General features: G+C 58.2%; 14 protein-coding genes. 10 read left to right on the plus strand and 4 right to left on the minus strand.

The features are described from left to right. The first annotated feature begins 7 nt into the window (after positions 1-7). From ACIQJ2_RS08065 to fhuB, 6 genes are all read left to right on the plus strand, one after another. Positions 8-1,327, plus strand: coding sequence for a lysine N(6)-hydroxylase/L-ornithine N(5)-oxygenase family protein (locus ACIQJ2_RS08065; protein WP_400668579.1), 1,320 nt, complete (start codon positions 8-10; stop codon positions 1,325-1,327). Positions 1,328-1,355: 28 nt separating this feature from the next. Further along, positions 1,356-2,036, plus strand: coding sequence for a 4'-phosphopantetheinyl transferase family protein (locus ACIQJ2_RS08070; RefSeq protein ID WP_400668581.1), 681 nt, complete (start codon positions 1,356-1,358; stop codon positions 2,034-2,036). Between the two features lie 179 nt (positions 2,037-2,215). After that, positions 2,216-2,806, plus strand: a complete 591-nt coding sequence (locus ACIQJ2_RS08075) for a sigma-70 family RNA polymerase sigma factor (RefSeq protein ID WP_199147757.1) — start codon at positions 2,216-2,218, stop codon at positions 2,804-2,806. Positions 2,807-2,889: 83 nt separating this feature from the next. After that, positions 2,890-3,702 (plus strand): ATP-binding cassette domain-containing protein, encoded by an 813-nt coding sequence (locus ACIQJ2_RS08080; RefSeq protein WP_400668718.1) that lies wholly within the window; start codon positions 2,890-2,892, stop codon positions 3,700-3,702. Further along, on the plus strand, positions 3,692-4,597 hold the full coding sequence (locus ACIQJ2_RS08085; RefSeq protein WP_400668720.1) for an iron-siderophore ABC transporter substrate-binding protein: 906 nt from the start codon (positions 3,692-3,694) through the stop codon (positions 4,595-4,597). The genes ACIQJ2_RS08080 and ACIQJ2_RS08085 overlap by 11 nt, the downstream gene beginning before the upstream one ends. 5 nt (positions 4,598-4,602) lie before the next feature. Next, positions 4,603-6,585, plus strand: a complete 1,983-nt coding sequence (gene fhuB, locus ACIQJ2_RS08090) for a Fe(3+)-hydroxamate ABC transporter permease FhuB (protein WP_400668722.1) — start codon at positions 4,603-4,605, stop codon at positions 6,583-6,585. Positions 6,586-6,966: 381 nt separating this feature from the next. Here the strand turns inward: fhuB and ACIQJ2_RS08095 are convergent, their stop codons facing one another. After that, entirely contained in the window at positions 6,967-9,156 is a 2,190-nt protein-coding gene (locus ACIQJ2_RS08095) for a TonB-dependent siderophore receptor (protein WP_400668583.1), read from the minus strand. A gap of 299 nt (positions 9,157-9,455) precedes the next feature. Here ACIQJ2_RS08095 and ACIQJ2_RS08100 point away from each other — a divergent pair, with 299 nt between their 5' ends. Continuing rightward, complete coding sequence (locus ACIQJ2_RS08100) at positions 9,456-10,358, plus strand: alpha/beta hydrolase (RefSeq protein WP_400668585.1); 903 nt, start codon at positions 9,456-9,458, stop codon at positions 10,356-10,358. 261 nt (positions 10,359-10,619) lie between these two features. On the opposite strand, the gene ACIQJ2_RS08105 is transcribed toward ACIQJ2_RS08100, so the two are convergent. The 3 genes from ACIQJ2_RS08105 to ACIQJ2_RS08115 all read right to left on the minus strand — a co-directional run bounded on the left by ACIQJ2_RS08105 (position 10,620) and on the right by ACIQJ2_RS08115 (position 12,836). After that, entirely contained in the window at positions 10,620-11,027 is a 408-nt protein-coding gene (locus ACIQJ2_RS08105) for a hypothetical protein (protein WP_400668587.1), read from the minus strand. Positions 11,028-11,770: 743 nt separating this feature from the next. Then, complete coding sequence (locus tag ACIQJ2_RS08110) at positions 11,771-12,064, minus strand: hypothetical protein (RefSeq protein ID WP_400668589.1); 294 nt, start codon at positions 12,062-12,064, stop codon at positions 11,771-11,773. Positions 12,065-12,230: 166 nt separating this feature from the next. Then, a complete protein-coding gene (locus tag ACIQJ2_RS08115; RefSeq protein ID WP_400746477.1) occupies positions 12,231-12,836 on the minus strand; it encodes a phospholipase D family protein in 606 nt (201 codons plus the stop codon). Positions 12,837-13,109: 273 nt separating this feature from the next. Here ACIQJ2_RS08115 and ACIQJ2_RS08120 point away from each other — a divergent pair, with 273 nt between their 5' ends. The 3 genes from ACIQJ2_RS08120 to ACIQJ2_RS08130 are packed head-to-tail and all read left to right on the plus strand — an operon-like array spanning position 13,110 to position 14,242. Further along, on the plus strand, positions 13,110-13,691 hold the full coding sequence (locus ACIQJ2_RS08120) for a hypothetical protein (RefSeq protein ID WP_400668595.1): 582 nt from the start codon (positions 13,110-13,112) through the stop codon (positions 13,689-13,691). Positions 13,692-13,694: 3 nt separating this feature from the next. Then, positions 13,695-13,910: a type II toxin-antitoxin system RelE/ParE family toxin gene (locus ACIQJ2_RS08125; protein ID WP_400668724.1), complete on the plus strand. Its 216-nt coding sequence runs from the start codon at positions 13,695-13,697 to the stop codon at positions 13,908-13,910. Beyond that, positions 13,907-14,242 (plus strand): helix-turn-helix domain-containing protein, encoded by a 336-nt coding sequence (locus ACIQJ2_RS08130; RefSeq protein WP_400668598.1) that lies wholly within the window; start codon positions 13,907-13,909, stop codon positions 14,240-14,242. Before ACIQJ2_RS08125 ends, ACIQJ2_RS08130 begins: the two co-directional genes overlap by 4 nt. Positions 14,243-14,370 lie beyond the last annotated feature (128 nt).

The following is a 14,370-nucleotide window of genomic DNA, read 5'->3' on the forward strand; positions in this document are numbered from 1 at the left end:
CTGCATCATGACATCGCACGTGCTCGACCTCGCCGGGGCCGGAATTGGTCCGTTCAACCTCAGCCTTGCCGCCCAGCTCGATTCCGTCCCGCAGCTTTCCGTCCGCTTCTTCGAACGCCGTCCATCCTTCGCATGGCATCCTGGAATGATGCTGCCGGGCGCCGAGATGCAGACCTCCATCCTCAAGGATCTGGTGACGGCGACGAACCCGACAAGTCGGTGGAGCTTTCTGTCTTATCTCGTTGTTCATAAACGCTTTTACCAGTTTCTCAATGCGGAGTATGAGGCAGTGCCGCGCAAGGAATTTGCCGATTATCTCGGCTGGGTCGCCCGCGGCTTGACCTCGCTTCGCTTCGGGTCTCAGGTGCGCGAGATCCATGCCAATGACGGCGTCTTCTCGGTGACAACCGACGACGGCGCAATCGACGCCCGTAATCTCTCCGTCGGCGTCGGAAAGATCCCGGCGCGCCCCGCCTGGGCCGAGCAGCTGGCAAAATCGATAACCTTCCACAGCAGCGAGGCCGCCCAGCAGCTTGGGGGCGTCAAAACCGCGCGCATCGCCGTCATCGGCGGCGGGCAAAGCGGTGCGGAGATCGTGGATGCGCTTTTGGATCAGAACGGTGCCTCGACCATCCATTGGGTCAGCCGTCGTCCGAATTTCGAACCTCTTGATGCCACGCCCTTTACCAATGAGCTCTTCACGCCGAGCTATATGGAGCGCTTCCACGGGCTACCTGAGGAGTTGCGGCTCACACATACCCGCCGGCAGGTCCTGGCGAGCGATGGCGTCTCCGCCTCGACCTTGAAGAAGCTTTATCGCCGGCTCTACGAGCGCAGGCTCGAAACACTGAATACTCCGGACCAGGGCATATCGCTCCGGCCCTTCCGCAACGTCATCGCGGCCGCGCAGGATGGCCCCGAAGTCAGGCTGACAATGCGCAACGGTTTCGACGACAGTATTGAAACGCTTGCCGTCGACCTGATCGTCCTTGCCACCGGCTATCGCTTCGTGCTTCCCGATTTCCTGCATTCGCTCGAAAACCGCATCGAACTGAGCTCCATCGGTGAGCCTGTGCTGAACAGCGACTTTTCGCTGGCATGGGACGGCCCGGGCAAGAACCGCATCTTCGTTCTGAATGCCGGCCGCCACAGCCATGGCATTGCCGAACCGCAGCTCAGCCTGGCTGCCTGGCGCAGCGCCGTCATCGCCAACGCACTGCTCGGTCACGAACACTTCAACGTCGGTCAACTCGATCCCATCGTTCAGTGGGAAACGCAGGCTCATCCATCAGGGCTCTCCACGCACATGGGACAGGCGGCGGAGTAAAGTGGGCGCTTTGCAAGCGGGGGGAGACATGGCGCAGGTTGAGCTTCACTGCCTGCGGCTGCGCGATGGATTTCGTGTCCCGGATCAGACGTTAAGCGAACACGAGCAGCAGCGCGCGGCGGCGTTTCGCTCGACCGAAGCGCGCCGCCTCTTCGCGGCGGGGCGGTTTCTATGCCGTCATATCCTCGGGAACCGTCTCGGCTACCCGCCCCAAATGCTGTCCATTGCGATGACGCCATCAGGCAGACCCTGCCTCACCGACCATCCCGGTATCGATTTCAATCTCTCCCACACGCGGGATCGAGTGGCGCTTGCAATCCATTACGGCGGCCGTATCGGCGTCGACATCGAACGGCTCGACGCGTTCTCCGAGCAGGCGGCACTCGAAATCATGCCGATGATCCTTTCCGAAGACGAACTCAATCAAATAAGTCAGTTGGAGCCGCGACCTCGCAGCGACATCTTTCTAGCTCGTTGGGTCCAGAAAGAGGCAGCACTCAAATGTCTTGGACTGGGCTTCCGCATCAACCCGCAAAGCGTGACATTCGCACTGGGCGGCACAACTTCCAGCATGGGATTCGTGGCGTCGAGAGAGCCGATATTCACCCATTCCGGTCGGTTCGGCGACACAGAAACGGGCGTTTTCGAATGGTCTGTCGCGACATCAGAACCGGTCTCGCAACCGATCTGGCACCACCACTCAACATGAGATTTCCCGCGCGAATTCTCTTTAAATATAAAACAAAATCATAGTGATAGGCCATGAATTAGAAGATGCGACACTTTTCCGCCCCACTATCTTGACTCATATAATCATGTTTTATAGGGTCTCCTTCTAAAAAGAGGGGCACACCGGAATGCAACTTTGGATTTCAGCGAGAGCCCGACATGATTGCCAACCATTCGCCGTCGACGTCCAATGAGCAACTCCAAGCGGCACTTCATGCCTATCCGAAGCTTCTTTCCGTCGCGCGCCGGGTCACCGGCTGCATGACTTTGGCCGAGGATGTCGTGCAGGAAGTTCTGTTGCAATTGGTCTCCAAGCCGCTGCGAGAAGACATAGAAGCACCCACACCCTATGTGATGCGCATGGTCCGCAACCTGGCGACCGACTATATGCGGCGCCTTCAATATGAACGCGGCCTGTTCGTCGGCGAGGAAGTCGGCGGCAACACTTCCGCCTACGGAAGCCCCGAAGAACATCTTCACGAAGCGGAGGCTTACAAGGCTTTCCGCTGCACGGTCGAAGCCATGCCCGCCAGAACCCGGAAGTTCTACGAGGAGCATTATTTCGACGACGTCCCTCAGAATATCATCGCCAGGGAGGCCGGCGTGTCCTGTGCGCTTGTCTGCGGCCTTCTTCGCGAAGCCCATTCGCGCTGCCTCGCCGCGATCTCGCTCGAAGCGGGTCAGGATTATGCTGACGTCCGCGATCAGAGACGCAACCGGTCCGCACGTGTTCGGGAGATGCGTGCGTGAAGAAGGCACTCCCTGCCGCGGATTCCGACGCTCTGACGACCGCGAGCATGTCAGGCAGCCACAGCGCTGCAACAGGAACGAATATGAAAGACGAAACACCTGCCCGCAGCGACCGTCATCATTCTGCGGTTTTTACGACCGAAGCCGTTAGCTTCGAGGTCGACGGCAAGACCATTCTTCATCCGCTCGACATCAGCTTCAACGCCGGCGAAATTTCCGGTTTGATCGGCCATAACGGCTCCGGCAAGTCCACGCTGATCAAGTTGCTGGCCCGACAAATTCAGCCGACCGGCGGGCGTATCCTGTTCGACGGCATTGCAGCCGCGTCCTATGACATTCGCGCTTTCGCGCGCGCCGTGGCCTACTTGCCGCAAGACACTTCGTCGGCCGGAGGCATGACGGTCGAGGAGCTTGTCGCCTGCGGGCGCTATCCCTGGCACGGAGCGCTCGGCCGCTTTACCGATCTCGACCGGGAAAAGGTGGAGACGGCCATGACGCTCACCCATGTCGATACCCTGGCGGGCCGGATGGTGGAGACGCTGTCCGGCGGCGAGCGTCAGAGGGTCTGGATCGCCATGCTGGTTGCCCAGGACAGCCGTTGCCGGCTCCTCGATGAACCGACATCGGCACTCGATATTGCGCACCAGATGGAAATCCTCGGGCTCGTGCGTGAGCTTTGCCGAACGAAGGACCTGAGCGTCATTCTCGTCCTGCACGATATCAACATCGCCGCTCGTTTCTGCGACCATCTGCATGCGCTGAAGCACGGGCATCTGATTGCCAAGGGAGCGTCGCAAAGCCTTATGAAGGAAGAGACGTTGCATATGATCTATGGCGCCAATATGGGCGTCACCGCGCATCCAGTGCATGGAACGCCGCTTGCCTATGTCATCTGAACGCATCCTCGACAATCTTAAGCTATCGCGCCGAACACTTCTGGCAGTTGCGACGCTTCTTGCAGCTCCTCGTGTCGGAACGGCTGCAGAGCCCATATCCGGCCCCATCGTCTCGCTCGATTACGGCTTGGCTTCAACGCTGCTTGCGCTTGGTGTCGCGCCCGCGGCCATCGCTTCGCTTGCCGATTGGGACCTGTGGGTCGTCGAGCCGAAAATGCCGCATGGTGTCGTCGATCTCGGCACCACCAGCGAAATCAATCTCGAGGTGCTGGCGAGCATCAAACCGGCATTGATTCTGACCACGCCCTATCTCGCTCCATTGAAGCCTCAGCTCGAAGCGATTTCACCGGTCCTAGAGCTGACTGTCTATGCCGAAGGCGGCAATGCGCTGCCGCGCTCCATCGAGGCGACGCGGCTGCTCGCTGAAGCGATCGGCCGACGACCACAGGCCGATGATTTCCTTGCACGGTCCGAGCGCTTCTTCGACGACTGCGCGGACAGGGTAAGAAAGCTCAAGCCGCCGCCGCTCGCATTGATCAATTTCGTCGACCAACGCCACGCGCGCATCTACTGCGGCGCCGGCCTCTACCAGAATGTCATGACCAGGATCGGCCTCGAAAATGCCTGGACCGGCACTGGCGACTATTGGGGTTTCGAAACGATCGGCCTTGAGCAATTGGCGACGCTCGACCAGAGTCTCCGGTTGATTGCCTTCGAGCCGCTTCTGCCGCCCAACGTCCTCGACGCCCTGCAGGACAGCCCCCTTTGGACCAGCCTCCCCTTCGTTCAGGCCGGACGCGTCTCCGTGCTGCCGGGCACCTTGATGTTCGGCATGGTGCAGGAAGCCGAGCGCTTCGCACGTATCCTGCTCGATCACCTGGAAAAACTCGCATGACTCGCATGAAAGCAAACAATCGCTACGGCGCGCCCGCCGTGGCGTTGACGCTGCTGGCGCTTGCCGGCCTGCTCACCTGGCATCAGCTCGGTCCCGATTTGTCGCGACTGCTGAAACAGGAAGCCGCCTACGATCCACAGCGCCTGCTGCTGCTCTATTCGACCTTGCCGAGGATCGCCACCGCTTTGCTGGCCGGCGGCGCCCTTTCGCTATCGGGAAGCCTGTTGCAGCAAGTGCTGCGCAATCCGCTGGCCTCGCCGTCGACGCTCGGCATCTCGGCCGGTGCCAATCTGGCGCTGGTTGCCGTCATGCTTGCCTTTCCCGCCCTTCAGGGGCTCAGCCGCGACGCGGTCGCCCTCCTCGGCAGCGCGGCAGCGGCAGCCGTGGTTTTTCTCATCGGCGCAAGGCGCGGCTTTTCACCATTGGCGCTTGTGCTTGCCGGGTTGATCGTCGGCGTCTGGTGCGGCGCACTTGCCGCCATTCTCGTCCTCATGAACGAACGCTATCTGTCCGGCCTGTTCATCTGGGGGGCCGGATCTTTGGCGCAGCAGAGCTGGACCATTCCCGTATTCCTCCTGCCGAAAATTACCATTCTTGCCATCGCAGCCTTGCTGATGGCGCGGCCGTTGTCGCTCATGGAACTTGGCGATAGCGGCGCGAGCGGGCTGGGCCTTTCCGTCAAGCGCACCCGTATCGCGGCAGTCTGTATTGCGATTGCGCTCGCAGCTATCGTCACCAGCGCAGTCGGCATTATCGGCTTCATCGGCTTGATCGCTCCGCGTGTCGCCCAGCTTGCCGGCGCCCGGCACATGAAGAGCCAACTCATCTGGTCGCCCCTTATCGGTGCCGGCCTGTTGCTGTTGACGGATGAAGCGCTTTTGCTCCTTTCCGGAGCGTCCTCAACATTCCTTCCGACAGGGGCCATCACCGCCCTGATCGGTGCCCCGCTGCTCCTGTTGATGCTGCCGCGTCTGAAGGCTGTGCAACGCAGCGCTCCGAGCTCGATGCAGAACGCGATCCGCGCCGTGCGCACGTCGAGGACATTGCTGCTCGCATCGATCCCCGTTCTTCTCCTTCTTCTGCTCGGTGCCGTCTTCTTCGGCCGCACGCCCGACGGCGCATGGGCGCTTCTGACATTGCCGCACTGGCCTGACGTGTTGCCCTATCGCCTGCCCCGCATCGTTGGCGCCTTCGCGGCCGGCACGATGCTCGGGGTCGTCGGTGCGATCTTGCAACGTCTCAGCGGCAACGAGATGGCAAGCCCGGAAGTGCTCGGCATTTCGGCCGGCGCCACGCTTGGCGTGACTGCGGCGCTGTTCGTCCTGCCCGCCCCCGGCATGGCGGCACAGCTCGGCTTCGGCGGACTTGGCGCCTTTGCAGTTCTGATCGCCATGTTCCTGTTCGGCATTCGCTCCGGCTTTGCGCCGGAGCGCGTGCTTCTGACGGGCATCGCGCTCGGCGCCATGCTGGATGCCTTCATCAGCGTGCTCGCCGCAGGCGGCGATCCGCGCGCAATGATCGTCATGCAATGGATGAGCGGTTCGACCTACCTCGTCGACGCACCCAAGGCGATTGCGGCAACGACTGCCGCTGCGGCGGGGCTTGCGCTTGCCTTCCTGGCTCATCGCTGGCTCGATCTGCTGCCGCTCGGCCCACAGGCTGCTCAGGCGATCGGCATCCGCGTCAATCAGGCCCGCGCCAGCCTTTTTGCTCTTGCCGCGGCCATGACAGCCGCAGCCACCCTCATCGTGGGCCCCTTGAGCTTCATCGGCCTTATGGGGCCACATCTTGCCCGCGAACTTGGATTGCGCCGTGCAGCGCCTCAGCTTGCTGGTGCGGCGCTCGCGGGCGGCGGACTCATGGTGCTTGCAGATTGGTTCGGCAGGATGATCGCCTTTCCCTACCAGATGCCCGCGGGCCTGGTGTCCGCTCTCGTCGGTGCGCCTTTGTTGCTGGGCCTGCTGATGAAGCGGCGCAGAGCGACCTAGACCCATGTCCAGGAACAGTGCGTCGCGGTTTCTCTTCCGGCTTGCGTAAGAAGGCAAAATACAGAGGGCCTCTGCTATTCCAGGAAAAGCAGGGGCCCTCTCGTTCTGCCAAGCATACGCCGGAATTCGAAGAGACGAGGATGAAAACACGCCGTTGGTTCGACGCGTGAGAGCTGGTCAAGGCTCGCGGCGTGCGGACGCCATCCGACAGAATGTCGCGTACTCTCGCCCATGCTCAACTGTTAAGCCCCTGGCGGAGGGGACCATCGAGCCCCTGGTTGGCAAGAACCCGAATAGCAGGCTCCGAGGCAAAACCTCGTACGGGATAGGCAACTCGCGAAAGAAAGGCAGGCGCCGTGAACGACGGCGCCTGCCGGCAGCTTACCAGCGATACTTCAAGGAAGCCGTGACGTTGCGCCCCTGCCCGAGATAGCAATAGCCTTCGTTGCAGACCGTGAGGCGGCGGTTGGCGATGTTGCGAACATCGACGGATGCGGTAAGCCCCTTGTATTTCTGATCGATCGCGCCGAAGTCGTAAGACATGGCGGCATCGAGATAGAAGCTCGCATCATTTTTGGCTGTGTTTGCCGCGCTCGTATAAGTCTCGCCCGTGTAGCGGATGCCGGCACCGACGGTCAGACCCTTGGCAGCCGAATCCTCCTGGAAAGTGTAGTTCGACCATAGGCTGGCGATGTTCTGCGGCGTCACGGACGGCGCATTGCCTGCATTGTCGCCGCGCGTGATTTCGGAATGGTTATAGGCATAGGCGGCAACCACATCCCAACCATCGGTGATATTGGCTCTTGCCTCCAGTTCGATGCCCTTGTTGGTCACCTCGCCAAGGGAGGCATAGATGCCCGTCAGCGGGTCGACCAGAACCGGCTTGTTCTTTTCGACGAGATGATAGGCGACCGCCGAAAGGAGGATGTCGGTCCCTGGCGGCTGGTACTTCACGCCAAGCTCATACTGCTCACCCTTCGCGGGATTGAGCACACTACCGGATGCGGATCGCTGCGTGACCGGATTGAAAGAGGTCGAGTAGCTGGCGAAGGGTGCAATCCCGTTGTCGAAGAGATAAAGCGCGCCGGCCTGCATTGAAAACGCGCTTTTGTTGAGACTGCTATTCGTTGTCGTATCAGAAGGCACAACCGTTGTATCGGTCGACTGCTTGACCCAGGTCTGGCGCCCACCAAGCGTGAAGCGCCATTTGTCGAGTTCGATCTGGTCAAGCGCATAGGCGCCAAACTGCTGCAGGCTCGCATTGACCCGGCTGAAGTTGTAGCTCGGTGTCGGACCGGACACCCCATAGCTCGGGTTGGTGATATCGAAGTCATAGGCCGGGCTGGACGTCGCATCCATGCCATAGGCGAAGGAATCGCTCATCCGGGTATAATCCAGGCCGAACAGCATCGTATGCGCAGCCGGCCCGGTGTTGAATTTGGACTCGAGCTGGTTATCGACCTGGAAGACGTTCATCCTGTCGCCGATTGCCGTTGCCCCGCGATTGGCAACGTTTCCTGTCCAGCCGAGTGTACTGAGGTACCGCGCCTTCAGATCGAGGTGGGAGAAGCGAAGGTTCTGGCGGAAGGTGAAACCACCGTCGAACTCGTGCTCGAACTGATAGCCGACCTGCTGCTGCTTGGTCTTTTGATAGTCGTAGTCCGGATCGCTGTCTCGAAAATCGAGAACATTACCATCGGGGCCGATCATTGCACCGACGTTGGCATCCGCCGTCGTCGATTGCGCCGATCCGTAGATCGTGAATTTCGTCGCGTCGTCGGGCTTCCAGGTGAAGGACGGCTGGATCAGATAGCGGTCGTCGGCTATGTCGAAATTCGTATTGCCCTTCCGTGCAAGGCCAGTGATGCGATAGAGCATGCTATCGTCGTCCTTGCTGACCGGTCCGCTAAAATCGAACATCGTCTGGGCACGATCCGACGTTCCATAGAGGATACCGACCTCTCTGATCGTCTCCTCCGTCGGCAGCTTCGATACCTTATTGACGATACCGCCCGGAGAACCCGCACCGTAGAGCACGGATACCGGTCCCTTGATGATCTCGACGCGGTCGAGCGCATAGGGTTCGGTTCGAAACATCGCGTAGTTCATATAGGGCTGCCGCAGCCCATCGCGATAGTCGCCATCGGTCGTCACGTCGTTGCCGCGTATGTAGATCTGGTCGAAGCGCGGATCGAAGCCGTAGGAGCCGGTCTGAACACCGGCGGAATAGCGCACGGCTTCGACGACATCCTGGGCGCCGCGCTCCTCGAGTTCCTTTCGAGTGATCACTGATACGGAGCGTGGCGTTTCGAGCACTGGCGTATTGATCTTGGTGGCGCCAGCGCTCTTTTTTGCCGCTACAGTCGTATTGTCGCTTGCGTCACCCGACTGACCGCTGACGATGATCGGCGCGAGTTGGGTGGCATTTACACTGTTCGTGTTGCCGGACGCTTCCTGCGCCAAGGCGGTTCCGCTCAAGGCAAACAGCGTGGCAAGCGCTGTGGCGCTACCCGCAAAATGGAATCTCCTCTGCGTCAAATTATTGATATAATTATAGGATCCCTGCTTCATCAGTTTGTTCGCCTACCCGTTTTCAAAATGGATGGCGCAAGTTAGTTCGATGGTGCGGTCGGCGTCAACAATAGATGAGTAAAAGAATCATGTTTTTGTTGGCTTTCGTTTTCACATGGCGAGATGGCTCCGCGATGCCAACCTGCTTGGTGAGCACTCAGTGCGAAACTACCGTCAACAAGGCATCTGAGCCGCTTGTCAGATCGCGCATCAAATAATATGAGTCATACAGTCATCTTATTTTGAAGCACAGCACGGACTGTTCGCGTGCTGCACATTCCCAGTCTGCCGGAGAGGCCATGTTTCATCCCCCAACAGACCACGCGGCCGCACCTCCTGCACCCGTCGCTCTTGCCGGCTGCACATTCGCAGATCTGAAGTTCGACAATGCCGATCAGCCACACAGAATCTTTCTCTACCGACCCGATAAGCCGGCGCCGGCAGAGGGGTGGCCGATCCTTTACCTAACCGATGGCAACGCCTGTTTCGCGACCGCTGTCGATGCGCTGAAGGTGCAGGCAAGCTACCCCAACGGGACTGACGTCTCCGAGGGCGTGATCGTCGCCATCGGCTATCCCACCGAAGAACCCTACGACCCTCTGCGCCGCTCATGGGATCTGAGCCCGCCGCCGGGGCGAATCTATCCGCCGTTCTACCCCGACACGCCCGATGTAAAGACCGGCGGCGCCGAGCGTCTCCTGGCGCTCATTGAGAACGAGCTCAAACCGTGGATCGAGCGACAAGCGCCAATCGACCGATCGCGCCAGTCGCTTTTCGGCCATTCGTTCGGGGGTCTGTTCACGCTCTATGCGATGTTCAGGAAGCCCGACGCCTTCAATCGCTGGATTTCCGCAAGCCCGGCGATCTACTGGGAGGACGCTACAATTCTCGAGGTGGAACAGGAGTTCACTGAGAAAAACAGAGACTTCTTCCATGGCGAGCTGCACCTTTCCGCGGGCCAATATGAAGGCGAAATCCTGGCGCCCTTTCACAAAGGCACTGCCGAAGAGCAGAAACGGCAGGCGCACGCCAAGGAAACCCGCACCATAGAATTCGCCCGCGACATGGCGCACCGCTTGTCCAAGCAGACTCCATCCGCGCGGACGGTCACATTCGAGGAATATGCGGGGGAAAACCACATGTCCGTCCTCCCGATCGCACTGAACAGGGCGGTACAGATTGCATTCCGCCGGGTGAGATAAATTTACATTCATCGCCCAGCCGGGTTACATCTGTACTAGGTCAAACATTCCGCGTTACCGGATACAAAAGCACGCTAGACGCGGCTTTTTTGTTTGGTTGCGGAGGACCGCTTCAACCTACTAACTGGACAGCCTGAGCCTTATAGACCGTGGCAAGTGGCAAGTCGAGTTGAAGCGCGCAATAGGGGATTATCTTGAAAATAAAAGGGAAATCGTCGCAGCCAACGGCGTGACTGCGACAATTGAAAGCGGAACAAAACCCTAGGCAGCGCGCTGAGCAGGTGGGCGCCGCTTTTTGCATTTCCTAAACCAGGTGATAGCGAGCGCCCTCCAGAACGGGATTTTATGTGTCACTGCCAAAAGCTTCGCTTCTTCCTCTGCCGTCGTTAGGAGCTCGACAATGGCGTCTATTAGATACTCTTCGGTAATCTTATCAGCGTGTTCCGGGTCGGAAAGCAGCATTTCGACGGCCTTGATTTGCGGCGCCGTTAACGGCCCTCGCTCGGCGTTGGCAAGTACCTCCAGGATTTCACGTGACCGCTGGGCCCCTCGCCGGCTGATCATATGTTCAATTTGCTTTATGGCTATGGTCTGCCGGCAGCCATAACCCGTATATCCGCTCCACCAGGTGATACCAACTGCTCCGGAAGGATTCTCGCGCGATGACACGCAAGAGAGCCCTGCAGCTGACAAGGCGTTACGTTTATTGGGTAGCTGGCGGATATCTTCTACTCGTCGTCATCGTATCGGCGAGTGCAAGCTCCGATGGTGCCTCGGAGGGTGTTCAACTGAACTTGCCTTGGTTCGCGAATGCGCTGGCACACATCTGGATGATCGGATGCGTCGTTCTGCTTCCTATGCTAGGCCCGTTCGCATTTACCGGAATGGTCCGTTTTCAACGCTGGACGTCAATAATCCGAATTTGATGCGCGAGCAGCGAGCATCGCCAGTCGGCCGGTTCTTGCTTATAGAAGAATTACTGCGACGAGGATCCGATAGCTAACGACGCCGATATTTTCACCGGCAGCCGAGATCATTCAGGCAGCAGTCAGGAACCCGCTGTAACGCCGCCGTGCGAAATTGACGCCCCAATCGACGTTTCGCATAAAGTGCTATGATGGTGCTTCAGCTCTGCCTCGCCTCCATGAGGCAGAGCTTGGTTGCTCAGATCAAAACCGCATCTTTACGAGAGCGGCAGCTTTTGATAGCTTTTTTTACGGTCCCGGCAGCCTGAGATCAAATTGTCGAGACCGGATTTCCTTTCACATTCCGCAATTCTGCCTTTTGCCCTGTGGTTCTGCCTCAGGGCTTTCTTTTGATGACGTAAACCGTAGGTTTGACGACACGCGAGAAAGCTCCATCCGGCAATGCCAAGTCGGGGAGATGACGCGCCGCCACAAGGGTCACGCCACTTAAACGCTTTGAATATCGTCAGCGTTGGCGAGCAACTCTAGCGCCAGATGCTTCTTGGAAACAGAAGTGCCACTATAGTGCTTTGCGGCATGCAGAAGAGCAAACCGTCGCAGTTTAGGGAAATCTACGAGACCGCCGCGATGAAGAGAAATGAGACGTTCGGCGAAGGCTTCCTGTGCGTCTGGCTGTCGGTCGAACCACGATTGACCGACAACGTGATCATAAATCCGTTGCAGAGCACGCACCTCGTCAGGTTGGAGGACGCCAGAAATGAAGTAGTTATGCTCGCGCATAGAAGGCTCCCCGTCGCCCGAAAGGCGAACGGTATTCAAATTACTTCTGAGCTGAAGTGTTGAGCCTACGCTTCATGTTCGATAAGGCAACCCTAATTTACAGTTCGTGATTGGAACACGGCTGAGCAAGCCCGACTTAGGTGAGTTCAGTTTGCTCAGCATCCACTTATTCTTGTGAGCCCTGCTCAAACGCTCTAGACACCTTCAGCCGGTCATCCCAATTTGCGATGAACTGGCGTGCAATCTCGGCGCTATCGGTGAAGGTTACGTTTTCGGCATTCCGCTTTTGAGCCGACGCTGTGTAATTGTATGAGCCGCCGATCGTCAGTCGCTCATCGATCACCATGATCTTGTTATGCGCTATCGCCGGCTCGAAATCGATCCAGACCGGAATGCCGGCAGCGTCGAGCAATGTAGCGCCCGAATATTTCCGCTCGTTGGTCTTGTCGAGGATCGCCAGGACTTCAACGCCCCTGCCCGCGGCTCGCTGTAAGGCATGGATGATTGGGAATGCGGTAAAGCCGTACGCCTGGACGCGGATGGAGGATTGCGCCTTGTCGATCGCCTCCACTATTTGGCTCTCGCATTGTTCTGCCGGCGTGAAGCAGACAGAGATCTGGGCCGTCACAGGCTGACCCGCGTACGCAAAACTGATGAGGATCAGGGTGGCAATTGCGGCTGCGGCGATTCTCATCTCTTTCCCATAGCATTTTAAGGGCGCTTGACTCTTCGCGGGAATGAGAACATTTATAGAACAAACGAGGCGTAGCAAGCCTTAGTTTTCCAAAAATTCCACACTTGGGACCGCCGTCAATCGGCGGAACGGAGGCGTGCGCCATGCAAACGGCCGCATACACAATCACACCCCGCGAGGCAGAGGTCATTCGAGACTTGATCGCTTTCGTCGGGGAGGACGTCTTCGATCGGTACCAAAAGAACGGCATCATTACCAAATCGGACGCGTTTCAACGGCGCATCAGCGAAGCCAGAAGTGTGATGAAGGGGATGGGCGCTTACAATGGATCCAACTTGAAGGAGAACCACCATGGGTGACGTGGTCAATCTGGATGCCGACGAAGACCAATACAGTGACCAGCCCAGGCCGAAAGCCAGTGTCATGACAATCAGGGGAGCCGATGCGATTGCTCTCAATGAATTGATGCATTACGTGAATTTTCGCTGTTTCGATGGGCGGTTCAAAGGACGCGGGATGATGAAATCGCCGGCCTTACGCCAGCATCTCGATCGCCTTCGGGAAATCCTTGCAACCTTACTCGAATATCCAGAGTTCGCGCGGTTCTATTACAATTGCCCTGCCCGGGATTTGCCGTGTGAAAACGCTGATCGAGCACTCCTAGAAGCTACTGCCGGAAGATCCGATTTACGCTTCTATTCTGCAGCTGTTTATTTTGCACCCGAGAGGCTGCCCATGGGCGCCGTGGAAATAGCGGTGGACGAGGCAGCCGGAGAAGCCTGCGGATTCTCGGAACGCAACGCATTTCGCAAGGCTGCTAAGGCGGCCGGGATGTCTGACGAAGACATCGACGATCTTATCGATCATCTTGGAGAACATCCAGATGCTGGAGATGAGATAGTAGGAACCGGGGGCTGTCGTAAGCTTCGCTGAGCTATTCGCGGCAACAACAAAGGGAAAAGTGGTGGCGTCCGCACAATCACCCTTTTTTCTGGAGAAGATCTTCCAGTCTTTCTGATCACAGTGTTCGGGAAGAGTCAGAAGGTCAATCTTACGAAAGCAGAAAAGAACGTCCTGAAGAAACTTTCGGACCAGATTGTGCATGAATATTCAAGACGGGTTTTACCGATCGCAGCAGGAGAACGAAAATGAGTAAGAAGGTATTCGATCAAATCGCAGAGGGCTTGAATGAGGCTTTGGCCGTCGCTCGCGGCGAAGCCGAACCTTACAAGCTCCATGTGCCGGCTGAAATTGACGTAAAGGCCATTCGTACGCGTACTGGCCTATCGCAGAAGGATTTTTCCGCGACCTTTGGATTTGGCTTTGATCAGTTGAAGCAGTGGGAGCAAGGACGTTCTCGCCCTGTGCAAGCGATGCGTGCCTATCTGCTTCTCATCAATTCTGAGCCTATGAAAATGGTCCAGGCGCTTCGGGCAATCAATATCGGTTCGCACGAGGAGCCACAAAAAAGGGCGGCATGCTGATATCAAGCGGCCACAAATCAATAGCTGGAACCCGCTTCGGCGGGTTTCTTTTTGGGCGCGGCCCACATTTTGCAATGCAAAGATTGGCAGTGACAATTGGGCGCTGGATTCGCCCCATGCCGCAAAAT

Source organism: Rhizobium sp. NPDC092011 (assembly GCF_044756305.1).
Taxonomy (GTDB): Bacteria; Pseudomonadota; Alphaproteobacteria; order Rhizobiales; family Rhizobiaceae; genus Rhizobium.